This is a genomic window from Streptomyces sp. NPDC127097, from assembly GCF_042724075.1.
Classification (GTDB): Bacteria; Actinomycetota; Actinomycetes; order Streptomycetales; family Streptomycetaceae; genus Streptomyces.
On record NZ_JBHXFI010000027.1, the window covers coordinates 1 to 22,619 of the forward strand.

19 protein-coding genes and 1 pseudogene are annotated in these 22,619 nt (G+C 73.6%); 6 read left to right on the top strand and 14 right to left on the bottom strand.

Features of this window, described 5'->3' with window-relative positions; translation table 11 throughout:
- Positions 1-74 precede the first annotated feature (74 nt).
- Positions 75-1,217 (bottom strand): glycerate kinase, encoded by a 1,143-nt coding sequence (locus ACFWJW_RS20925; protein WP_387243544.1) that lies wholly within the window; start codon positions 1,215-1,217, stop codon positions 75-77.
- 215 nt (positions 1,218-1,432) lie between these two features.
- On the opposite strand from ACFWJW_RS20925, the gene ACFWJW_RS20930 reads away from it, so the two are divergent.
- The gene (locus tag ACFWJW_RS20930; protein ID WP_387243547.1) at positions 1,433-1,936 is read left to right on the top strand and encodes an NUDIX domain-containing protein; all 504 of its coding nucleotides are present in this window, start codon (positions 1,433-1,435) and stop codon (positions 1,934-1,936) included.
- A 49-nt stretch (positions 1,937-1,985) separates the two neighbouring features.
- Positions 1,986-2,795 carry a DUF4037 domain-containing protein gene (locus tag ACFWJW_RS20935; RefSeq protein WP_387243550.1) on the top strand — a complete coding sequence of 270 codons (810 nt, stop codon included), beginning with the start codon at positions 1,986-1,988 and terminating at the stop codon, positions 2,793-2,795.
- A 68-nt stretch (positions 2,796-2,863) separates the two neighbouring features.
- On the opposite strand, the gene ACFWJW_RS20940 is transcribed toward ACFWJW_RS20935, so the two are convergent.
- The 6 genes from ACFWJW_RS20940 to ACFWJW_RS20965 all read right to left on the bottom strand — a co-directional run bounded on the left by ACFWJW_RS20940 (position 2,864) and on the right by ACFWJW_RS20965 (position 10,203).
- On the bottom strand, positions 2,864-3,409 hold the full coding sequence (locus tag ACFWJW_RS20940; RefSeq protein WP_387243282.1) for a methylated-DNA--[protein]-cysteine S-methyltransferase: 546 nt from the start codon (positions 3,407-3,409) through the stop codon (positions 2,864-2,866).
- A gap of 10 nt (positions 3,410-3,419) precedes the next feature.
- Positions 3,420-4,892, bottom strand: a complete 1,473-nt coding sequence (locus ACFWJW_RS20945) for an AlkA N-terminal domain-containing protein (RefSeq protein ID WP_387243285.1) — start codon at positions 4,890-4,892, stop codon at positions 3,420-3,422.
- Positions 4,893-5,139: 247 nt separating this feature from the next.
- A complete protein-coding gene (locus ACFWJW_RS20950) occupies positions 5,140-5,652 on the bottom strand; it encodes an O-acetyl-ADP-ribose deacetylase (protein ID WP_387243288.1) in 513 nt (170 codons plus the stop codon).
- A gap of 97 nt (positions 5,653-5,749) precedes the next feature.
- Positions 5,750-7,171: a phytoene desaturase family protein gene (locus tag ACFWJW_RS20955; RefSeq protein ID WP_387243291.1), complete on the bottom strand. Its 1,422-nt coding sequence runs from the start codon at positions 7,169-7,171 to the stop codon at positions 5,750-5,752.
- A 40-nt stretch (positions 7,172-7,211) separates the two neighbouring features.
- Positions 7,212-8,138 carry an inositol monophosphatase family protein gene (locus tag ACFWJW_RS20960; RefSeq protein ID WP_387243294.1) on the bottom strand — a complete coding sequence of 309 codons (927 nt, stop codon included), beginning with the start codon at positions 8,136-8,138 and terminating at the stop codon, positions 7,212-7,214.
- A 199-nt stretch (positions 8,139-8,337) separates the two neighbouring features.
- The gene (locus ACFWJW_RS20965) at positions 8,338-10,203 is read right to left on the bottom strand and encodes a gamma-glutamyltransferase family protein (protein WP_387243297.1); all 1,866 of its coding nucleotides are present in this window, start codon (positions 10,201-10,203) and stop codon (positions 8,338-8,340) included.
- Positions 10,204-10,487: 284 nt separating this feature from the next.
- Here ACFWJW_RS20965 and ACFWJW_RS20970 point away from each other — a divergent pair, with 284 nt between their 5' ends.
- Positions 10,488-11,258, top strand: a complete 771-nt coding sequence (locus tag ACFWJW_RS20970; RefSeq protein ID WP_387243300.1) for an NAD-dependent deacetylase — start codon at positions 10,488-10,490, stop codon at positions 11,256-11,258.
- A gap of 21 nt (positions 11,259-11,279) precedes the next feature.
- Here the strand turns inward: ACFWJW_RS20970 and ACFWJW_RS20975 are convergent, their stop codons facing one another.
- The 4 genes from ACFWJW_RS20975 to hydA form a co-directional block, all read right to left on the bottom strand.
- Entirely contained in the window at positions 11,280-12,002 is a 723-nt protein-coding gene (locus ACFWJW_RS20975) for a DUF6333 family protein (RefSeq protein WP_387243303.1), read from the bottom strand.
- A 116-nt stretch (positions 12,003-12,118) separates the two neighbouring features.
- Complete coding sequence (locus tag ACFWJW_RS20980; RefSeq protein WP_387243307.1) at positions 12,119-13,693, bottom strand: NCS1 family nucleobase:cation symporter-1; 1,575 nt, start codon at positions 13,691-13,693, stop codon at positions 12,119-12,121.
- A 129-nt stretch (positions 13,694-13,822) separates the two neighbouring features.
- The gene (locus ACFWJW_RS20985) at positions 13,823-14,824 is read right to left on the bottom strand and encodes a TIGR03842 family LLM class F420-dependent oxidoreductase (RefSeq protein WP_387243309.1); all 1,002 of its coding nucleotides are present in this window, start codon (positions 14,822-14,824) and stop codon (positions 13,823-13,825) included.
- Between the two features lie 11 nt (positions 14,825-14,835).
- Positions 14,836-16,242 (bottom strand): dihydropyrimidinase, encoded by a 1,407-nt coding sequence (gene hydA, locus ACFWJW_RS20990; protein WP_387243312.1) that lies wholly within the window; start codon positions 16,240-16,242, stop codon positions 14,836-14,838.
- A 368-nt stretch (positions 16,243-16,610) separates the two neighbouring features.
- Here hydA and ACFWJW_RS20995 point away from each other — a divergent pair, with 368 nt between their 5' ends.
- Positions 16,611-17,495, top strand: a complete 885-nt coding sequence (locus ACFWJW_RS20995) for an ABC transporter substrate-binding protein (RefSeq protein WP_387243315.1) — start codon at positions 16,611-16,613, stop codon at positions 17,493-17,495.
- A gap of 145 nt (positions 17,496-17,640) precedes the next feature.
- Here ACFWJW_RS20995 and ACFWJW_RS21000 read toward each other — a convergent pair whose 3' ends face one another.
- Positions 17,641-18,954 (bottom strand): aspartate aminotransferase family protein, encoded by a 1,314-nt coding sequence (locus ACFWJW_RS21000; protein ID WP_387243317.1) that lies wholly within the window; start codon positions 18,952-18,954, stop codon positions 17,641-17,643.
- A complete protein-coding gene (locus tag ACFWJW_RS21005) occupies positions 18,951-19,793 on the bottom strand; it encodes a nitrilase-related carbon-nitrogen hydrolase (protein ID WP_387243319.1) in 843 nt (280 codons plus the stop codon). Before ACFWJW_RS21005 ends, ACFWJW_RS21000 begins: the two co-directional genes overlap by 4 nt.
- Positions 19,794-19,985: 192 nt before the next feature.
- Between ACFWJW_RS21005 and ACFWJW_RS21010 the strand changes: the two genes are divergently transcribed.
- Positions 19,986-20,417, top strand: coding sequence for a MarR family winged helix-turn-helix transcriptional regulator (locus tag ACFWJW_RS21010; RefSeq protein WP_387243322.1), 432 nt, complete (start codon positions 19,986-19,988; stop codon positions 20,415-20,417).
- Positions 20,414-20,992, top strand: a pseudogene (locus ACFWJW_RS21015) (MFS transporter); the annotation flags it as partial. The gene ACFWJW_RS21010 and the pseudogene ACFWJW_RS21015, both read left to right, overlap by 4 nt.
- 109 nt (positions 20,993-21,101) lie before the next feature.
- Here ACFWJW_RS21015 and ACFWJW_RS21020 read toward each other — a convergent pair.
- The gene (locus ACFWJW_RS21020; RefSeq protein ID WP_387243325.1) at positions 21,102-22,589 is read right to left on the bottom strand and encodes an amidase; all 1,488 of its coding nucleotides are present in this window, start codon (positions 22,587-22,589) and stop codon (positions 21,102-21,104) included.
- Between the last annotated feature and the right edge of the window lie 30 nt (positions 22,590-22,619).

A 22,619-nucleotide genomic window follows, 5' to 3' on the forward strand; every position in this document is an offset into this window, starting at 1 on the left:
AGCGAAATCCTTCGCTCGGGGCCCGCGGCGTTTGTGGTGGGTACGGCCCGCCGGGGCCGCACCGGGCCGCAGCCTCAGACCAGGAAGTCCCGCGCCAGCCGCTCGGCCGCCCGCTCCAGCAGCGGGCCCGCCTCGGCCATACAGCGGGCCGGGTCGGACTCCAGGTCCGTCAGGGCGTAGGCCCGCCGGATGCCGGCCGCGGCGAGCGCCTCCTGCGGCAGCTGGAGCCGGCCGCAGACCGCGACCACGTCCAGACCGGCCGCCCGGGCCGCGGCGGCGACCCCGGCCGGCGCCTTGCCGTGCAGGGTCTGCGCGTCGAGCGAGCCCTCGCCGGTGATGACGAAGGTGGCCTTCGCCAGCGCCGGGGCGAAGCCCAGGACGTCCAGCATCACGTCGATGCCCGGCCGGAAGGCGGCGTCCAGGACGGCCAGCGCGCCGTAGCCGATACCGCCCGCGGCGCCCGCGCCGGGCGCCAGGGCGGCTTCCGCGGCCTTCGGGCCCACCGCACCCGCCAGCACCTCGGCATAGTGCGCCAGGGCCGCGTCCAGGGTGGCCACGTCCTCCTCGCTCGCGCCCTTCTGCGGGCCGTAGACCGCCGGGGCGCCCTTCGGGCCCGTGAGCGGGTTGTCGACGTCGCTGGCGAGCACGATCTCCGTCTTGGCCAGCCGGGGGTCCAGCCCCGACAGATCGACGGTGGCCAGGTCGCGCAGCGGGCCGCCGCCGGAGGCGACCGGTTCGCCGTCCGCGTCCAGGAAGCGCGCGCCGAGTGCCGCGAGCATCCCCGCCCCGCCGTCGGTCGTGGCGCTGCCGCCGACGCCGAAGACGATCGAGGTCGCGCCCGCGTCGAGGGCGGCGAGCAGCAGCTCGCCGGTGCCGTACGTGGTGGCCGTCAGGGGTGCGAAGACGCCCCCGGGGAGGTGCTGGAGTCCGGACGCCTCCGCCATCTCCACCACCGCGGTGCCGCCCCCGGCGCCCGCTGCCCCCGCGCGCAGCGCGAAGGTGGCCGTCACCGGCACACCGGTCGGGCCGGTGACCCGTGCCTCGTGGCGGGTGAAGCCGGCCGCGAGGGCGGCCGCGACCGTGCCGTCGCCGCCGTCCGCGACCGGGACGGCCGAGACCGCCAGCCCGGGGACCGCGCGCCGCAGACCGGCCGTGACATGCTCGGCGACCTCGACGGCCGTGAGCGAGCCCTTGAATTTGTCCGCGGCGATCAGCACATGTGCTGTGGATGTCCTTGATGCGTCCGCCACCGTGTTTCCCCTTGCTTTCGAACTGGCAGTCGCGCCGCTGTGACCTTATCCGGCGGGCGCCACGGCGGACAGGGCACACCGGTCAGCGGTGCCGCCGAGCGCCCCCGGTGTGCGCCCCGCGAAGATCCGCCGGGCCGGCGCGGCCCCGGACCCGCGCCGTCTAGGCTCGCGCCGTGACGACCATGGACTACGCCACCTATATCGCCGGTCTGCCCCGTGTGCTCGCGGGCGCGGGCACCCTCTTCCGCGACGCGGAGGGCCGCCTGCTGCTCGTGGAGCCCAACTACCGCGACACCTGGATCCTGCCCGGCGGCACCGTCGAGTCGGACGCCGGCGAATCGCCCCGCCAGGCCGCCCGCCGCGAGACCGCCGAGGAGATCGGCCTGGACATCGAGCCGGGCGCGCTGCTCGCCGTCGACTGGGTGCGCAGCAGGCACCGGCCGCCGCTGGTGTTCTACCTGTACGACGGCGGGGTGCTGGACGCGGCCCGGCTGGCCGCGATCCGGCTCCAGGAGGAGGAGCTGCTCTCCTGGCGGCTGGTCCACTGGGACGAGGCCCGGACCCTGGTGAGCCACGAGATGGCGCTGCGGCTCGACGCCGCGCTGAAGGCTCTCGCGGCCGGCCGCGGCCCGGCAGAACTGGAGGACGGCGTTGCACCGAGCGGGTCTGACGGCCCGTCGAAATGAGGTGGACACCGGGGCGGCCGTGCTCCCTAGGCTGACGTCCATGGACGCCATGGACACCATCGCAGCCGAGATCGCACAGGTTCCGGGGATCGTCGGGGTGATGCTCGGCGGAAGCCGGGCCCGGGGCACCCACCGGCCGGACTCCGACTGGGATCTGGGGGTCCATTACCGGGGTGAGCCGGACCTGGCGGCGCTGGAGGCGCTGGCCGCGGAGGTGACCGGCGGTCCCGTCGAGGTGTACGGGCCGGGGTCCTGGGGCGCATGGGTCAACGGCGGGGCCTGGCTGGTGCTGCCCGACGGCCGTCAGGTGGACTGGATCCTGCGGGACGTCGACCGGGTGTGGCGGGTCTGGGAGGAGTGCCGCGCGGGCCGCTTCGAGATCGGCTTCCAGGCCGGTCACCCGCTCGGCTTCTGGTCCCCCGCCTACCCGGGCGAGGCGGCACTGGGCCGGGTGCTCGCCGACACCGACGGCGAACTGGCCCGCCTCCGCCACGAGACCCAGGACTACCCGGAGGCCCTCCGCACGGCGCTGACCCGCGACGCGGTCTGGGACGCCGGGTTCTCGGTGGCGATGGCCGGCAAGTCGTACGCGGCCCGGGACGTACTGCATGCGGCCCTGTGCCTGTCCCGCGCCGTCGGCGACCTCGTCCAGGCCCTGCACGCCCACCACCGCGTCTGGTGCCTCAACGAGAAGGGCGCACTCGCGGCGGCCGCGGCGATGCCGGACACACCGCCCGGCTTCGCTGCCCGCGCCGCTGCCCTGCTCGGCGAACTCGGCCACACGGACGACCAGTTGGGCCGGTCGTTGGCCGCGGCGGAGGAGCTGGTGGCGGAGGTGCGGAGGGTGACTAGGCCCTAGGACGGGGCCTTCGGAGCGAGGCCCCGTCCCGGCGGAGGCCGCGTCGGGCAGGGCCGTGCGGAGCGCCGTCAGCCGCAGGACTCCGCCGGGAAGAGGGCGTCCTCCGTCCGCTCGAAGGCGAGCAGCCGGCGCTTGCGGTCGAGGCCGCCGCCGTAGCCGGTGAGGCTGCCGTTGGCGCCCACGACGCGATGGCAGGGGACGATGATGCCGACCGGGTTGCGGCCGTTGGCCAGGCCGACCGCGCGGGACGCCGAGGGGGTGCCGAGGCGCTCGGCGAGCTGTCCGTAGGAGACGGTCTCGCCGTACGGGATGGTGCACAGCGCCGCCCACACGCGGCGCTGGAAGAGCGTGCCGCGCAGCGCGAGCGGCAGGTCGAAGGTGGTCAACTCGCCGCGGAAATAGGCCCGGAGCTGGGCGATGGTCGCGGCGAACGGGGGCTCGCCGGGGTCCGCCGGGACGCCGAAGGTCTCCTGGGGCGGGCGGTGGCGCTGGTCGGTCATGTAGAGGCCGCTGAGGGACTCGCCAGTGGCGACGAGGGTGAGCGGCCCCACCGGGGTGTCGTCCAGGACGGTGTGGGTGACGGGGGCGGTGGGTTCGGGTGCGTGCACGGTCATGGCGGTGGGCTCAGTTCGTCGGGAGGTGGTTGATGGGGTGGTCGTCGGTCGCCCAGAGGTACTGGACGGCGTAGGCGCGCCAGGGGCGCCAGACCGCGGAGTGCCGGATGAGGGCCGCCGGAGTGTGCGGCAGGCCGAGGCCGGCGGCCGCGCGGCGCAGACCGAGGTCGGTCGGGGTGAAGGCGTCCGGGTCGCCGAGCGCGCGCATGGCGATGCACTCGACGGTCCAGGGGCCGATGCCGGGCAACGCCGCGAGCTGCGCCCGGGCGGCGTCCCGGTCGCTGCCGACGCCCAGTTGCAGCGCACCGGAGCCGAGGGCGGCGATGACGCCGGTGAGGGTGGCCCGGCGGGTACGGGGCATCGCCAGCTGCTCCGGGTCCAGCCCGGCGAGCGCGGCGGCGGACGGGAAGAGATGACTGAGGCCGCCGTCCGGGTCGTCGACCGGTTCGCCGTGCGCACGGACCAGCCGCCCGGCGTGGGTCCGGGCCGCCGCCGTCGAGACCTGCTGGCCGAGGACGGCGCGGACCGCGAACTCATCCGCGTCGACGGTCCGCGGGACCCGGCGGCCGGGCGCCTTGTCGACGAGCGGGGCCAGCCGCGGGTCCTCGCGGAGCAGCCCGTCGACGGCTTCCGGGTCCGCGTCGAGGTCGAGCATCCGGCGGCAGCGGGCGATGGCACCGGCCAGATCGCGCAGATCGGTGAGGGAGAGGCGGCAGTCGATGTGGTCGGGGCGGGGTGCGAGGGCCACGATGCCGTGCCCGTAGGGGAGGCTGAGGGTCCGGCGGTAGGCGCCGTCCCGCCACTCCTCGACGCCGGGGACCGCGGTGGCGGCGAGATGCCCGAAGAGGTTGTCGGGGTTCAGCGGCTGCCGGAAGGGCAGCCGCAGCGCGAGCGCACCGGGCACCGTCGCCCTCGGGCCCGGCCTGGCGCGCTGCCGCAGCTCCGTCGGGGACAGCGCGAAGACCTCCCGTACCGTCTCGTTGAAGGTGCGGATGCTGGCGAACCCGGCGGCGAAGGCGACGTCGGCCATCGGCAGTGCGGTGGTCTCCACCAGGAGCCGGGCGGTCTGCGCCCGCTGGGCCCGGGCCAGGGCGAGCGGCCCCGCCCCCAGCTCGGCCAGCAGCTGCCGCTCGGTCTGCCGGGTGCTGTAACCGAGCCGGGCCGCGAGTCCGGGGACGCCCTCGCGGTCGACGATGCCGTCGGCGATCAGCCGCATGGCGCGGGCGACGAGATCGGCCCGCTCGTTCCACTCCGGGGACCCCGGGCTGGCGTCCGGGCGGCACCGCTTGCAGGCCCGGAAACCGGCCTGCTGGGCGGCGGCCGCGCTCGGGTAGAAGCGCATGTTCTCCGGCTTGGGCGGCACCACGGGGCAGCTGGGACGGCAGTAGATACGGGTCGTGAGCACGGCCGTGAAGAACCAGCCGTCGAAGCGGGCGTCCTTGGACTGCACGGCGCGCAGACAGCGCTCGGTGTCGGTGTGCATGCCCTCAGGATTCCTCAGCCGGGGCCCCTTCGGCTGGCGAGAATCCGACATCAACGTCGGGTGACCAGGGAGGGCGCCGCACCCGCGCTCTTCGGGGACGGGGCGGTGGGCGCCGCCGTCGTACTCCACCGGCAAGGCAGGACCTCGCCCGGTGGCTGCGGTCGGTCTCCGCCCGCATGGCGCTCCGGCTCACGTACCGGACCAGAGCCGCCGGACCCGGCAACGGCTGAGCCTGCGTTTCCGCGGGTCAGTCGACGAGCGCAGCGAAAGCCGCGTACGCCTGCGCGTCGAAGAGGACGAACCGCACCTCTTCCACCGCCGTCTCCATATCCCGCACGGTCTCCACCGCGATGCGCGCGGCCTCCTCCATCGGCCACCGGTAGACGCCGGTGGAGATGGCCGGGAACGCGACCGTCCGCGCACCCAGCTCGTCGGCGACCCGCAGGGACTCGCGGTAGCAGGAGGCGAGGAGCTCGGAGCGGTCCTCGCTCTTCGCCCACACCGGGCCGACGGTGTGGATGACCCAGCGGGCCGGCAGCCGGCCGGCGGTGGTGGCCACGGCCTGGCCGGTGGGCAGACCGCGGCCGTACTGCGCGGCGCGCAGGTCACGGCACTCGTCGAGGATCTCCGGGCCGCCGCGCCGGTGGATCGCGCCGTCCACTCCCCCGCCGCCGAGGAGCGACGAGTTGGCGGCGTTGACCACGGCGTCCACGGCCTGTTCGGTGATGTCGCCCTGGATGAGGGTGAGGGAGGTGCTCATGGGGGCTGAGCCTAGGCGGTGGCCCGCGCATCTGCGGGGAACGACGAGCGGGGCGGGGTGCGGGTCGCCCGCCCGCGCGCGCCGAACAGCCCGTCGGTCAGCGGTGGTTGGCGCGCAGGCGGCGCCAGACCGTCTTGGCGGCGTAGTGGCCGGACATGCCGTGGACGCCGGGGCCGGGCGGGGTGGCCTGGGAGCAGAGATAGATGGCGGGGTGGGCGGTCTCGTAGGGGACCCGGGCGAGCTTGGGGCGGATGAGCAGGCGCAGGCCGGCCGCGGAGCCGGTGTTGGTGTCGCCGCCGACGTAATTGGCGTTGCGGGCGGCGATTTGGGGCGGGCCGGCGACCGCGCGGGCCAGCACGAGGTCACGGAAGCCGGGGGCGAAGCGCTCGATCTGCCGCTCGACGACCTCGGTGGCGTCGCCCTCCCAGCCGTGCGGGACATGCCCGTACGCCCAGAAGGTGTGCTTGCCCTCGGGGGCGCGGGTGGGGTCGATCAGGCTGGGCTGAGCGGTGATCAGGAAGGGGACGGAGGGGTCCTGGCCATGGGTGGCGGCGTTGAGCGAGGCGCCGATCTCGCCGCTGGTGGGGCCGATGTGGACGGTGCCGGCGCGGTGCGCCTCCTTGGCCGTCCACGGCACCGGGGCCGAGAGCGCGTAGTCGATTTTGAAGACGCTGGGACCGTATTTCACCTCGCGGTAGGCGTTGCCCAGCCCGGCGATCCGGGCGAGCGCGGTCGGTGAGGTGTCGAAGACGTACGCGCGGGCCGGCGGCAGGTCGTCCAGCCGCTTGACCTCGAAGTCGGTGTGCACCACCCCGCCATGGGCGCGCAGCAGACCGGCGAGCGCGTCGGAGATGGCCTGGGAGCCGCCGCGCGGTACCGGCCAGCCCTTGTGGTGCGCGGCGAGCGCGAACATCAGGGCCATGCCGGAGGTGCCGATGCCGCTGAGCGGGGCGTTGGCGTGCGCCCCGAGTCCGGCGAGCAGTCCGCGGGCCTTCTCGCCCTGGAAGCGGCGGTTGAGGAGGCTGACCGGCTGGATCCCGACCAGGCCGAAGCGGGCGTAGGTCAGCGGGTCCTGCGGCAGGCCGAGCCATTGGGTGCGCAGGAAGTCGTGGGCCATGGTCTCCCACTTGCCGACGAAGGGGGCCATCAGCCTGCGGTAGGCGCCGGCGTCCCGCGGTCCGAAGGACATGGCGGTCTCGCCGACGGAGTGGGCGAGCACGGCGGCCGTGCCGTCCGGGAAGGGGTGCGCCATCGGGAGGTCGGGGTGCAGCCATTCGAGGCCGTAGCGGTCCAGCGGCATGGCGGAGAAGGCGGGCGAGCCGATGCCGGTGGGGTGCACCGCCGAGCAGGGGTCGTGGCGGAAGCCGGGGAGGGTCAGCTCCTCGGTGCGGGCGCCGCCGCCGACGGTGTCGCGGGCCTCGAAGACCTCCACGGACATACCTCGGCGGGCCAGTTCGGCGGCCGCCGTCAGGCCGTTGGGCCCCGCTCCGATCACCACGGCATCGAGCATCCTCGGCACCTGCGCCACTCCCCTCACGTCCGGCCCTCGGCGTTGAGGGTCAGTTGGCGGCTGCCAGCAGTCCGAGGATACGCCGCGCCGTTTCGGCGTCCCGCGCCGCGGTGAAGGGCAGCGCATTGCCGCCTTCGATACGGAACGGCTGCCCGGCGACCGTGCCGCTGGCGCCGCCCGCCTCATGGACCAGCAGCAGCCCGGCCGCGTGGTCCCAGGCGTTCTCCCAGCTGAAGGCCGTGGCGTCGATCTCGCCGCGGGCTATGTGCAGATACTCCAGGCCCGCCGAGCCGCAGGGGCGCGGGGCGATACCGCCGGTGTCCAGGGTGGCGAGCACCCGCTTCTGGTCGTCGTCGGTGAAGTCGTAGTGGGAGGTGGCGACATCGAGGACCGCACCGGCGGACGGGCTGCCGGCCTGGAGCGGTACGCCGTTCAGCCGGGCGCCGGCGCCGCGGCGGGCGATGGCCATCAGGCCCAGTGCGGGGGCGTACGTCCAGGAGGCCAGCACCTCGCCGCGGTGGGCGAGCGCGACGAGCGTGCAGAAGCCGGGGTCGCCGTGCACGAACTGGCGGGTGCCGTCGACCGGGTCGACGATCCAGACGGGGGCGTCACCGTGCAGCGCGTCGAGCACACCCGGGTCGGCGTGCACCGCTTCCTCGCCGACCACCAGGGAGCCGGGCAGCAGGGCCGTGAGGGAGGCGGTGAGGTGCTCCTCGGCGAGCCGGTCGGCGACCGTGACGAGGTCGTGCGGCCCGTTCTTCTCGACGATGTCCTCGGCGGCGAGCTGCCGGAAGCGCGGCATGATCTCGTCGGCCGCGGCGCGGCGGACGGCGGCCTCGACGGCGGCCAGGTCCAGGGCCGAGAGGTCGAGCGACGGGCCGTCCGGGGCGGTGGCCGGGGTCGCGGCGGGCGGGGTGGCGGCAATCGGGGTAATCGCGGTCTCTCCTGCATCTTGGGTACGAAGTGCTTCGATCATGTGTCCATCGAAACACGAGCCACTGACACGAGGTCTGGACTCCAGGTGAATTCCGGATGCCGCGGCGGGCACGGGCCGGGGGGCCGGGGCGGGGCCCGGGACCGGGAGCCGGGCCGTCCGGTGGACGCCGGACGCGCACCCGCCCCCCGGCCCGGTACAGCGCCTCAGGGCCCCAGTGACTCCTCACCGCCTCACCGCCTCACCGCCCGACCGCGTACCCCTGCATCCCCCGCGGATTCGCCGCCGCGGACAGCACACCGGACTCCGGGTCCCGCGCCACCGCGCACAGTCGCCCCTCGGACCAGGCATCACCCACCGTGACCCGGTGACCACGCCGGCGCAGCCCGTCGATGACCCGCTGACCGATCCGGGACTCCACGGTCACGCTCCCCGGCCGCATCCCGCGGGGGAAGAAGGACCCGGGGAAGGAGTCCTGGTGCCAGTTCGGGGCGTCGATGGCGCCCTGGAGGTCGAGGCCGCCGCGGACCGCCCCGCGCAGCGCCACGGCCAGGAAGAAGTGCACCTGCCACTGGTCCTGCTGATCGCCGCCCGGTGTCCCGAAGGCCATGACCGGGACCCCGTCGCGCAGCGCGAGGGACGGTGTGAGGGTGGTGCGGGGGCGGCGTCCCGGGGTGAGCGAGTTGGGCAGGCCCTCCTCCAGCCAGGCCATCTGGAGCCGGGTGCCGAGCGGGAAGCCGAGCGCGGGGACGACGGGGTTGGACTGGAGCCACCCGCCGGACGGGGTGGCGGAGACCAGGTTGCCCCAGCGGTCGACGACATCGAGGTGGCAGGTGTCGCCGCGGGTGGCGCCGTTCCGGTCGATCTCGGGGGCGACATCCGCCGGTACGCCTCCGGGACCGGCCGCTCCCGCCACCCCGTGCGCGACGGTCGGCTCGCCCGCCCCGCGCCCGGAGGCACCGCGTGTGTCGAAGCCGTCCATGCCCGCCGCGGCCGCCACCGCGTGTTCGCTCAGCCGCGGGGCGCGGCCGTCCGGGCTGCCGGGGCGCAGCGCGTAGGAGGCGCGCTCGCCGATGAGGGCCCGGCGGCCGGCGTTGTAGCCGTCGCTCAGCAGGGCGTCGAGCGGGACCTCGGCGGCGTCGCCGTACCAAGCCTCGCGGTCGGCCATCGCCAGCTTGCCGCCCTCGATGAGCAGATGGACGTACTCGGGGCTGCCGTACGGGGGCAACTCCGGCGGCAGCAGTGCGAGTTGCTGAAGGAATGCGGGGCCCTGGGACCAGCCGCCGGCCTTGGCGACGGTCCAGCCGTTCCAGTCGTAGGTGACGGGCGCCTCGTAGGTGGCGGCGAAGGCGGCCAGGTCGTCGCCGGTGAGGGTGCCCGCGTGGCGTTCGCCGGAGGTGTCCATGGCGGGGCGGGCCGCGAAGCCGGCGAGCGCCTCGCCGATGAAGCCTTCACGCCAGATGCGGCGGGCGGCCTCGATCTGCGCTTCACGGCCGGCCCCGGCGGTCTCCGCCTCGGCGATCAGCCGGCGCCACGTGGCGGCCAGCGGCCGGTTCCTGAGCAGCCCTCCGGAGGCGACGGGCCGGCCGTCGGGGAGGTAGATCTCGGCGGAGGAGATCCACTCCGTCTCGAAGAGTTCACGGACCGTCGCGACGGTCGCACCGATCCGCTCGACGGCGGGATGGCCGTGCTCGGCGTAGCCGATGGCATACCGCAGGACCTCCGCCAGGGACTTGCTGCCGTGGTCGCGCAGCAGCAGCATCCAGGCATCGAAGGCGCCGGGGACCGCGGCGGCGAGCGGTCCGGTGCCGGGCACCAGGTCGAGACCCAGCGAGGTGTAGTGCGCCACGCTCGCACCGGCCGGTGCCGGGCCCTGGCCGCACAGCACCCGCACCGGCCCGTCCGCGGGCGCCAGGATGATCGGCACCTCACCCGCCGGACCGTTCAGATGCGGCTCCACGACATGCAGCACGAACCCGGCGGCCACCGCTGCGTCATAGGCGTTTCCGCCGTCCTCCAGGACGGCCATCGCGGACTGGGACGCCAGCCAGTGCGTGGTGGAGGCCATACCGAAGGTGCCTTGGAGGGTCGGGCGGGTGGTGAACACGGTGACTCCTCTGTGCTGCGGTGAGAGCGGTGCGGGGCGGGCCGCCCGGGCGCGGTCGGCGGCCGGCCCTTCGCGATGGTACGTAGGGGCCACGGAGCCGGCGCACGCCATACGGGGACCACCGGTGCGGCCCACCGCGGACCGGCCGGCGGGCGGCCCCGGCTCATGGCCGCAGGCGCCGGCGAGGGGCCGGGCACCGCCCGGCACCGGCACCCCGGCACCCCGGCACCCCGGCACCGATAACTGACAAGACGGCCGGCCCACGGACTGCATACGCTCGCCCCATGACCGCTACCGACCCGTCCCCCGACCAGCCGCCCCACCGCCCCCTCGTCGCGATCCTCACCGGAGCGGGCATCTCCACCGACTCCGGGATTCCCGATTACCGCGGGCCGAACGGGCTGTGGCGGCGGGACCCGGAGGCGGAGAAGCTGGTCACCTACGACGCGTACATGGCGGATCCGGAGATCCGGCGGCGGTCGTGGCGGATGCGGCAGGACAGCCCGGCGTTCCGGGCACAGCCGAATGCCGCGCACGAGGCGGTGGCCAGGCTGGAGCGCTCCGGGACCCCGGTGCGGGTGATCACGCAGAACGTCGACGGGCTGCATCAGCGCGCCGGGATGCCCGACCGCAAGGTGCTCGAACTGCACGGCACGGTACGCGCGGTGACCTGTACCCGCTGTCATGCCCGGTCCTCGATGGAGGAGGCGCTGGCGCGGGTGGCCGCGGGCGAACCGGATCCGGCGTGTCTGGTGTGCGGCGGGATTCTGAAGTCGGCGACGGTGATGTTCGGCGAGCGGCTCGATCCGCAGGTGCTCGGTACGGCACTGGGCGTGGCGAAGGCGGCGGAGGTCTTCCTCGCGGTCGGTTCGACGCTTCAGGTGCAGCCGGCGGCCTCGCTCGCGGGGGTGGCCGCGGAGCACGGCGCACGGCTGATCATCGTCAACGCCGAGCCGACCCCGTACGACGAGCTCGCCGCCGAGGTCATCCGCGAGCCGATCGGCAGTGCGCTGCCCCGGCTGCTGGCGGGGCTGGCGGCACAGCCGTCCAACTGACGTTCCCTGACCGCGCGTTGCTCAGCCGCGGAGGAAGTACAGCTCCTCCATCGTGCGGGTGTAGGACTCGGTGTGCCGTACGCGGAAGACGGATGTCGTGAGGCCGGCCAGGGGCCACGGGTCGGCCTCCCCCAGCGCGAGGGTGGCGAAGTCCGCCCATTCGACCTCGCCGGGGTCGGCGTCGAAGTCGATGTCGTGCTCGTCCAGTACATCGGCGCCGATGCCCAGCGCGGCGGCGACGGCGCGGGGGTCGCCGGTCAGCTCCCACGGATCCATCGTCGGCCACCCCGAGGCGTGGAACATCGGTCCGCCCGGCAGGCGGATGATGTCCTCGGTGTGGGACTCGCCGCAGTCCACCTCCACCCGGCCGACGATCCGGGCGTCGGGAAACCGCTGGTGCAGCCTGTCCACCTCGTACCGCAGCGGGGTGTCATTGCCGTTGTCGACCATCGCCGGATCCGATATGCCCGTCACGTTGCCCCAGCACCCCACCTGGATCACGTCCAGGTCGGCGCGGGTCGCGAGATAGGGATTCGCGCAGGCGGCCACCGGCGGCAGCTCTTCCAGCACCGCGTCGACGGTCGGGAACGTCTCGGCGAAGGCGCGCGCCGCGGCCGGGTCATGGGGCGGCAGATCCTCCGCCCGGACCGTGAACGGGGGCCGCACGACGGTGATGTTGTAGCGGCAACCGCCGCCCTGCGTCATCCGGTCGGGCGGCGAGGTCCAGAAACTGATCTCGGTCATGCGCGTCACCGTAGTGCGGGGCACTGACATCGCCCGCGATGGCGGAGGCGGCTCCAGTGGGGCGGGCGTCGTCGCGCGGTTCCTGAGCGGCGCAGGGCGCCACGCCCCGGGCCGCCTCACCCCAACCGGCCCTCCGGCCGCCGGAGTTCGCTCTCGGGACCGCTCATGACGCGCATCAGCACCGTGTAGAGGGTCAGCGCGACGCCGAGGCCCACCGCCCAGCCGTAGTCGGCCAGCGGTTTCAGGAACGGGAGAAGACCGTCGGCGGGGAACGGGCCCTTGCCGGGCTGCGAGTAGGAGCCGCCCACCGCCAGCAGTCCGCCGACGACGAAGGCGAGGACGGCCCGCCAGTTCCAGCCGGCCGTGTACCAGTAGCGGCCGCCGGGGCGGTAGAGCTCGGCGAGGTCGAGGACGGTACGGCGGATGATCCAGTAGTCGGCGATGAGGATGCCGGCGACGGTGCCGAGCAGTCCGCCGACCACCCCGAGCCAGGTGAAGATGTACAGCTCGGGGGTGGCGGTGAGTTTCCACGGCAGGATGATCACGCCGACCACGCCGGTGATCAGCGCGCCCGTACGGAAGTTGATGAATTTCGGCGCCAGATGGGCCAGATCGTAGGCGGGCGAGACGACATTGGCCGCGATATTGACGGAGATGGTCGCGATCAGGACGGTGACCAGCGCGAAGAGCAGGCCGAAGACACTGTCGGCCTTGCCGGCCAGCGCGACCGGGTCCCAGACCGGCGCCCCGTACACCGCCTGCGAACCCGAGGTGACCAGTACGGAGAGCAGGGCGAACGCCGTCATGGTGGTCGGCAGCCCCAGGGACTGCCCCCATACCTGGGCCCGCTGACCGGCGCCGAAGCGGGTGAAGTCGGGGATGTTCAGCGACAGGGTCGCCCAGAAACCGATCATCCCCATGAGGGACGGGAAGAAGACCGGCCAGAAGTCCTCGCCCCAGCCCAGGGCGCTCGGCTGGTCCAGCAGCGGGCCGAAGCCGCCCGCCTTGGCGGCCATCCAGCCGAGCAGCGCCAGCGCGCCGACGAGGACGAAGGGCGCGGCCCAGTTCTCGAAGCGGCGCAGGGTCTCCATGCCCCGGAGGATGATGGCGAGTTCGATGGCCCAGAAGACCAGGAAGCAGAGCCACAGCGTCCAGGGGTAGCCGGCGATCTCCGTCGCCCCGGCCCAGTCGCCGCCGAAGATCTTGCCCAGCAGGATGTAGATGCCCTGTCCGCCGATCCAGGTCTGGATGCCGAACCAGCAGCAGGCGACGGCGGCCCGCACCAGCGCCGGCAGGTTGGCGCCGCGCAGCCCGAACGACGCCCGCGCGAGGACCGGGAAGGGGATGCCGTACTTGGGGCCCGCATGCCCGGTCAGCAGCATCGGGACCAGCACGACGAGGTTCGCCAGCGCGATGGTGAAGACCGCCTGCTTCCAGTCCATACCGAGTGCGACCAGGCCGGAGGCGAGGGTCCAGGAGGGGATGTTGTGGGCCATGCCGACCCACAGGGCGGCGAAGTTGTAGGTGGTCCAGCGGCGTTCGGCCAGCGGCACGGGGTACAGATCGGCGTTGACGTACCGGCCGTGCGGGGCGATGGCGCCCGGCGACGGTTCGACGCGGCCGTCCGGGGCGGTGATCTGGTCCGTGGGCGTTATGGGGAGCTCCGGCGGCACGGGTGAGGTCGCGGGCATGCGGGGACCTTTCGTCCGGGTGCGGGCCGCCGGTCGCCGGGCGGCGTGGCGGTGGCACGGTCGCCGCGCCCGGCCGACGGGCCGGGGCGGCGCGCGCGGGGCCGCGACGCGCCTGCTCCCGGGGCCCGTTCAGTCGGCGAACGCGGGAAGGATCTCTGCTCCGTAGGCGTCGATGGTGGATTCCTTGGCGTCGTGCATGGCGTAGAGCGCGAACTGGTCCACGCCCAGGGCCTGGAGCTGCCGCAGCTTGTCGAGGTGTGCGGCGACCGGGCCGAGCAGGCAGAAGCGGTCGACGACCGCGTCCGACACGAAGCCCGCGTCGGGGTTGCCCGACCGGCCGTGGTGGGCGTAGTCGTAGCTCTCCCGGGACGCGATGTACGCGGTCAGCTCGTCCGGCACCATGCCGGAGCGCTCGCCGTAGCGTGCGACGAGGTCGGCGACGTGGTTGCCGACCATGCCGCCGAACCAGCGGCACTGCTCGCGGGCGTGGTCCAGGTCGTCGCCCACATAGGCCGGTGCGGCGACACAGATCGTCACCTCCGCCGGGTCGCGGCCGGCGTCCACCGCGGCCTTCCGCACCGCCTTGATCATCCATTCGGTGAGGAAGGGGTCGGCCAGCTGGAGGATGAAGCCGTCGGCCAGTTCGCCGGCCATGGCGAGGGCCTTGGGCCCGTAGGCGGCCATCCACACCGGGAGCTTGCCGCCCTTGATCCAGGGGATCTTGATCCGGTGGTCACCGACGTACGCCTCCCGGCCCTCGGCCAGATCGCGGATGACGCCGATCGACTCGCCCAGCCGGGCCAGGGTGTTGGGCGGGCGCCCGGCCACCCGCATCGCGGAGTCGCCGCGCCCGATGCCGCAGACGGTGCGGTTGCCGTACATCTCGTTGAGGGTGGCGAAGGTGGAGGCGGTGACCTCGGGGGTGCGGGTGGAGGGGTTGGTGACCATCGGGCCGACGATCAGCCGCTCGGTGTGTTCCAGCACCCGGCTGTAGATGACGAACGGTTCCTGCCACAGGACGGTCGAGTCGAAGGTCCAGCCGTAGCGGAAGCCGTTGCGCTCGGCGCGGCGCATCAGGGACACAACGGCGGAAGCGGGCGGGTCGGCCTGAAGGACAACTCCGAAGTCCACAGCGGCACTCCTTAGATGAGGTACTGGCAGGTGCCGCGCGGGATGTACTGGCCGTGTCCCGCGCGCCCGGTGAACTCCCGCCGGTCGAGGACGAGTTCACCCCGCGAGAGCACGGTTTCGACCTGCCCGGTGAGGTGTTTGCCCTCGTACGGCGAGTAGTCGACGTTCATGTGGTGGGTCTCGGCGGAGACGGTCTGCTGGGCGGTGGGGTCGTAGATGACGAGGTCGGCGTCGGAGCCGGGGGCGAGGGTGCCCTTCTTCGGGTAGAGGCCGAACATCCGGGCCGGGGTGGCGCAGGCGATCTCGATCCAGCGGCGGCGGCTGATCCGGCCCTCCACGACGCCTTGGTGGAGGAGGTCCATCCGGTACTCCACGCCCGGCATCCCATTGGGGATCTTCGAGAAGTCGCCGCGGCCGAGCTCCTTCTGCCCCTGGAAGCAGAACGGGCAGTGGTCGGTCGAGACCACCTGGAGGTCGTTGGTGCGCAGCCCGCGCCACAGCGCCGCCTGGTGCTCCCGCGGCCGCAGGGGCGTGGAGCACACGTACTTGGCGCCCTCGAAGTCCGGCTCGGCGAGATTGTCGGTGGACAGGAACAGGTACTGCGGGCAGGTCTCACCGAAGACGTTCAGCCCCTTGTCGCGGGCCTGGGCGATCTCGGCGAGGGCTTCCTCGGCGGAGACATGGACGACATAGAGCGGGGCGCCGGCCACCCGCGCCAGCTGGATGGTGCGGTGGGTGGCCTCGGCCTCCAGGAGGACCCGGCGGACCTCGCCGTGGTAGCGCGGGTCGGTCCGGCCCTCGGCCAGCGCCTGTTCGACGAGGACATCGATGGCGATGCCGTTCTCGGCGTGCATCATGATCAGCCCGCCGTTGTCGGCGGACTGCTGCATGGCGCGCAGGATCTGCCCGTCGTCGCTGTAGAAGACGCCGGGGTAGGCGGTGAAGAGCTTGAACGAGGTGACGCCCTCCGCCACCAGGAGGTCCATCTCCTTGAGGGTGTGCTCGTTGACGTCCGAGAGGATCATGTGGAACGCGTAGTCGATGGCGCACTGGGCGTCGGACTTGGCGTGCCAGGCGTCCAGGCCGGCGCGGAGCGACTTGCCGCGGGACTGGACCGCGAAGTCGATGAGGGTGGTGGTGCCGCCCCAGGCCGCGGCGCGGGTGCCGGTCTCGAAGTTGTCGGAGGAGAAGGTCCCGCCGAAGGGGAAGTCCAGGTGGGTGTGCGCGTCGACGCCCCCTGGGATGACGTATTTCCCGGTGGCGTCGAGAACGCGGTCCGCCGCCCCGGCCCAGCCGTCCGCGGTGTGGCTGCCGTGTGCCGCGAGGGCGGCGATCCGGCCGTCCTCCACCAGGACATCGGCGTGGACCTCATCGGCGGCGGTGATCACCAGTCCGCCCTGCACGACCGTTCGGCTCACAATCCTGCTCCCTTCCACACCAGCGACATCGGCGGCACGGGAAGGCGGAGCTCGACGCGCACCATCCCCTGGCAGGTCTGCTCCGCTGACGCCACGCCACAACCGGTCTACACCCGTAGATCACGGTCGAGAAGGAGACCGTAGAAGCATGTCACCCACGGTGGCAATACCGTGACCGTTAATCAGCGGAGACGTTCGTGTTGCGCCGACGATCAGCTGGACGGTTCAACGCGGGGCAGGGAGGAGGGGCTGTAGTACCCGCGGGAGGGGTGCGGGAGTGACGCGATGGGCAGGTATGCGCCGAACCGGCGGGCGAACCTGGTCGGCGGCCCGGCATTCTGACGGACGATCGGAAAGGCGGCGGGGTCATGGAGCAGAGCACACCGTGGGAGTTCTCCGACGACCGGGGGCGCCTGGCGGTGGCCGGCGACCGGCCGTTCCGGATCGTGGCGTATATACAGGCGGGGGCGACGCTGTGGGACCACGGCATACGCCCCGTGGGGCTCTTCGGGTCCCAGCACGACGGCGCCGCCCCCGATCCCGCCAAGGCCGGTGAGCTGCCGCTCGCCGAGATTCCCTACCTCGGTTCGGGCGGCGCGCTGCACCCCGACACCCTGCTGGAGGCGGAGCCGGACCTCGTGGTGGCCGTGACCTATGACGGCGAGCAGGTCTACGGGCTGGAGCAGAAGACCGCCCTGGAGCTGGAGGCGCATGTCCCGGTCGCCACCGTCGCGGTGGGCCCCGGCCGGAGCCTGGCCGGGGTGCGCGAGCGGTTCGCGGCGCTCGCCGGGTCGCTCGGCCGCGGCGAACCCCTCGGCCGGGCACGGGAGTTGGACGCCGCGGAGGACGCGCTGCGGCAGGCGACCGGCGGGGCCGTACGGCCGCGGGTGCTGGCGCTGTCGCCGGCGGGCCCGGAGCGGGTGCATCTGGCCCGGCCCAGCTCCTGGCCGGATCTGCGGGCGCTGACCGAACACGGCGTGGGCCTGCTGGAGCCGGCCGCGGGCGCCGGGGTGAACTGGTCCACCGTCGGCTGGGCGGACGCCGCGGCGATGGCGCCGGACATCGTGCTGATGGACGTACGGGCCAATGCCGCCCGGCCCGAACGGCTCCGGTCCGACGCCCACTGGCGCGCGATCGAGGCCCGGTCCCGGCTGCTGCCGTGGAATCCGGAGGCTCCGTGCAGCCGGCGCGCCCACACCCGCTTCTTCACCCTGGTGGCCGACACGGTGCGGGAGACCGCCGGGACCGCCTGAGGCGTTCCGGGGCCGGGCGCGTCGGGCGCCGCGGTCCGGGCCCGCGTCGTTCGGTGCGGCACTCCCCCTCAGCTCCCCTGTGGACGCCGGCCGGGGCGAGGGCCGCGCACCCGACGCAGCCCCCGCCCCCGCCACGGCCGTGGCCCTACGCCGGAGTCAGCTGCCCCTGCGCCGCCCGCAGCGCGTCCGCCAGCAGATCCGCGCCTTCTTCCGCTTCGGCGATGGTCAGCGTCATCGGGGGTGCGATGCGCAGGGAGGCGCCGCCCTGGCCGCCCTTGCCGATCAGCAGCCCTCGCTCGCGGGCGGCTTCCAGGACCAGGGAGGCGGCCTCCGGCGAGCGCTCGTCGGTGCCGGGGCGGACCAGTTCGATGCCGATCATCAGGCCGCGTCCGCGCACTTCCCGGACCAGATCGAGGCCGGCCGAGACCGCCCGCAGCCGCTCGATGAGCAGGCCGCCGACCCGCCGGGCGTTGCCCTGGAGATCGTGTTCCAGGAGGTAGCCGAGGTTGGCCAGGCCCGCGGCCATGGTGACCGGGCTGCCGCCGAAGGTGGAGATGGAGTTCGCGGAGAGCGAGTCCATCACCTCGGCGCGGGCCACCACCCCGCCGATGGACATCCCGTTGCCGATGCCCTTGGCGAAGGTCAGCATGTCGGGCGGGCCGTTGTCGGCGTGCGCCTGCCAGCCCCAGAAGTGGTCGCCGGTACGGCCCCAGCCGGTCTGCACCTCGTCGCTGATCCAGAGGATGCCGTGCCGGGCGAGCACCTCGCGGAACGCGGCGTACAGGCCGTCCGGCGGCATGGTGAATCCGCCGACGCCCTGGACCGGTTCGGCGATCAGCGCGGCGACGCCGCCCGCGGTCTGCTGGAGCATGTCCTCCAGGTCGGCGACGCAGGCATCGGTGTACGCAGCGTCGCTCAGCCCGGCGTACGGGCCGCGGCTGCGCACCCCGCCGTGGACGTAGAGCGTCTGGAGGGGCGAGAGGCTGGTGGGCGACCAGCTCTGGTTGCCGGTGATGCCGACGGTGGAGAAGGACCGGCCGTGGTAGCTGTTGCGCATCGCCAGGATCTGGTTGGAGCGGCGGTACGTGGTGGCCAGGAGGAGCGCGGCGTCGTTGGCTTCCGTACCGGAGGTGGTGAAGAAGACCCGGGCGTCGGGGATGCCGGAGAGCGCCGCGATCCGCTCCGCCAGCTCGACCATGGGGCGCGAGAGGTAGAGCGTCGAGGTGTGGATGATCCGGCCGGCCTGTTCGGCGACGGCCTTGGTCACCTCGGGCAGCGCGTGCGCCGTCATGGTGGTGAGGATGCCGCCGAAGAAGTCGAGATAGCGGTTGCCCTCGGCGTCCCAGACGTGCCGGCCCTCGCCGTGGGTGAGTTCGAGGGGCCGCTCGTAGTAGAGGCTCAGCCAGGCGGGGAGGACGGAGCGGTGGCGGGCGTGCAGGCTCGCGGGGTCGTGGGTCATGGCTGCACCAGCCCGTCGTACGCGTCGGGCCGTCGGTCGCGGTAGAAGGCCCACTGCTGCCGGACCTCGTCGATCATGCCGAAGTCGAGGTCGCGGATGACCAGTTCCTCCTTGGAGTCACTGGCGACCTCGCCGACGAACTGGCCCCGGGGGTCGACGAAGTAGCTGGTGCCGTAGAAGTCGTTGTCGCCGTACTCCTCGACGCCGACCCGGTTGATCGCCGCGATGAAGTACTCGTTGGCGACCGCGGCCGCGGGCTGCTCCAGCTGCCAGAGGTAGGCGGACAGGCCGCGGGAGGTGGCGGAGGGGTTGTAGACCAGCTGGGCGCCGTTGAGGCCCAACTGCCGCCAGCCCTCGGGGAAGTGGCGGTCGTAGCAGATGTAGACGCCGACCTTGCCGACGGCGGTGTCGAAGACCGGCCAGCCGATGTTGCCCGGCTTGAAGTAGTACTTCTCCCAGAAGCCCTTGACCTGCGGGATGTGGTGCTTGCGGTAGGTGCCCAGGACCGTGCCGTCGGCGTCGATGACGGCGGCGGTGTTGTAGTAGAAGCCGGACTGTTCGACCTCGAAGACGGGGACGACGATGACCATGCCGGTCTCGCGGGCCAGGTCCTGCATCCGCCGGACGGTCGGCCCGTCGGGCACCGGCTCGGCCCAGCGGTAGTGCTCGGGATCCTGGACCTGGCAGAAATACGGGGCGTTGAAGACTTCCTGGAAGCCGATCACCTTCGCGCCCTGCGCGGCGGCCGCTCGGGCGTGCTCCTCATGCTTCGCGATCATCGATTCGGTGTCGCCGGTCCAGGTCGCCTGAACCAGTGCGGCACGCACAACATCGGCCATGAGCTGCTCCTTTGTCGATGCGTCAGCCTGCGCCCGCGCATGATCTACGCCGCGATCTACGCGTGTGGAGGTGACCGTAAGCCCCGTCACGGACCGTGGCAAGACCATCTCCACCCTGGCGCGTCCGGCGGCGCAGCGCAGAATCAACAGGGAAACTGGTAAGTTTGCCTGTCGATCTCCTACGCTGGACAGATGCCGGAAAAGAACGTGGAACGCCTGGCGACTGACCTGAGTGCGACCGTCGCGCAGCTCATGCGGCATCTGCGCGCCGCCTCGCCGCAGGGCGAGCTCACCCCGACCCAGCGTGCGGTGGTCTCCCGGATCGACACCGGCGGCCCGGCCACCATCGCGGCGCTGGCCCGCGCCGAGCTGGTGCGTCCGCAGTCCATGCGGCTGACCGTCGGGGCGCTGGAGGAGCGCGGCATCCTCGCCCGCAGTCCGCATCCGACGGACGGGCGGCAGGTGGTCTTCTCCCTCACCGAAGAGGGCGGCCGGGTGCTCGGCGCCGTACGCCGGGCCAAGCAGAACTGGCTCGCGGAGGCCCTCGCCGACCGGCTGACCGCGGAGGAGCGGCAGACCCTGGAGACGGCGGCCGGGCTGATACGGCGGCTGATGCCGGAATGAGCGAGAGCGTCGCCGGCGCGGGTGCCACGGCCGCCACGACGGGCGGGCCGGGCGGTTCCGGTGCGTCCGCCGCCGGCTCCGGCCGCGCCTTCGGCGCCCGGCTGATGACGCCGCTGCTGCTCGGCTCGCTGCTGAACCCCCTCAACTCGACGATGATCGCCACCGCCCTGGTGGCCATCGGCCGGGACTTCCACGTCGGCGCGGCCGGCACCGCCTGGCTCGTCTCCACGATGTATCTGTCCAGCGCGGTGGGCCGGCCGTCGCTGGGGCGGCTCGCCGACCGCATCGGACCGCGCCGGGTGTTCGCCGCCGGTGCGCTGACCGTCTGCGCGGCGGGCCTCATCGGGGCGCTCGCCCCCACCTTCACGCTGCTGATCGTCTCCCGGGTCGTGCTCGGGATCGGCACCGCGGCCGCCTACCCCGCGGCGATGGCGCTGCTGCGCGCGGAGTCGCAGCGGGTGGGCCGGCCCGCCCCCCGGTACGTCCTCGGCCGGCTCTCGCTCGCCGCGCTGGGCAGTGCGGCCCTCGGTCCCGCCCTCGGCGGGCTGCTCGCCGCGACTTCTTTCCGCGGCTGGGCGAGACCGGCACGACCGACGCGATCCGCACGCTCCTCGGCTGAGGCCCGACGCCGGCCGCCCGGGGATCGGCGCCACCCCTCCGGCCGGGCGCCGTCCGCCCCGCGGCTCAGGGGCGGACGCCGCCGTACGGCACCGGGTGGCCGGCCGGCCGCCGCTCGTGCCAGCGCAGATCGTCCTGGAGCTGGGCGGCCAGCGAGATCAGCTGCGGCTCGCCGTGCGCCGGGCCGAGCAGCTGGGCGCCCAGCGGCAGGCCGTCGGCGCTGAACCCGGCGGGCACGCTCACCCCCGGCCAGCCGAGGACGTTCCACGGCCAGGCGTACGGGCAGGCGGCGATCATGGCCTGATCCGTACGCCAGCCGCTGAGTTTGGCGAGGGTGCCGATGCGGGGCGGCGGGGTGGCCGTGGTCGGCGTCAGCAGGACGTCGTAGGGGCCGAACAGTGCGCCGATCCGCCGCTGTTGGCGCCGCTCGACGGCGCGCGCCCGACGCAGTACGGGCCCGCCGAGCAGCCGGCCCATCCGCGCCGCCTCCCGCGTACGGCGGTCCAGGAGCGAGCGGTCGGGGACCCGGTCCGCCCACTCCCCCACCCCGGCCGTGGCGCGCGGGACGAAGGCCAGCCCGACCAGCCCGTAGTCCGGCTCCGCCTCCTCGACGAAGTGCCCGAGGCGGGCCAGCGTGCGGGCCACACCGGTCACCGCGGCCCGTACGTCGGGGTGCAGCGGCTTGGGCGTGAAGGTGAAGGCCGCCTTCCAGGACAGCGCGATCCGCAGCCGTCCCGGGTCGCGGCCGGCGGCCTCGCGGGCCGCGATGGCGGGCGGCCGGTGCAGATCGCCGTCGTGGTTGCCGCTGGCCACGTCCAGCAGCAGGGCCGCGTCCTCGACCGTACGGGCCAGCGGTCCGATGCCGGTGATCCCCTGGAAGGACTCGGGGTCCGGCCAGGTGGAGATGCGGCCGCGCTGGGGTTTGATGCCGACGAGGTGGGACCAGGCGGCGGGGATACGGACCGAGCCGGCGCCGTCGGTGCCGAGGGCGGCGGGGACCAGCCCGGCCGCGACCGCGGCCGCCGAACCGCCGGACGAGCCGCCCGGGGTGTGGGCGAGGTTCCACGGGTTGCAGGTGTTGCCGAAGGCCGGGCCCTCGGTGAACGGCCACTGGCCCAGTTCGCAGGCGTTGGTCTTGCCGACGATGATGGCGCCGGCCGCCCGCAGCCGCCGGACGACCTCGGCGTCGCGCTCCTTGGGCGGGAATTCCCCGGCGCAGCCGAACGCGGTCGGCTCGCCCGCCACATCGGTGTCGTCCTTGACCGCGACCGGCACCCCGAGCAGCGGCAGCCGCTCCCCGGCCGCGAGCCTGCGGTCGGCCTCCGCGGCCTCCGCCAACGCCGCCTCGGCCCGTACCCGCCGGAAGGCGTTGACGGTGCCCTGGGTGGCCTCGATGCGCTCCAGCGACCGCCGTACCAGCGCGGTCGAGGTCACCCGGCCCTCGGCGAGCGCCCGCGCCTGCTCGGCGAGGCCCTCCAACTCACCCGCCGTGGCACCGATGTGCCGGACCGGGACCTGCCCGGTCTCGCTGTCCTGGCTCTCGTCAACGCTCACGCTGCGTGCCCTCCCTGGGACCGCTCATTC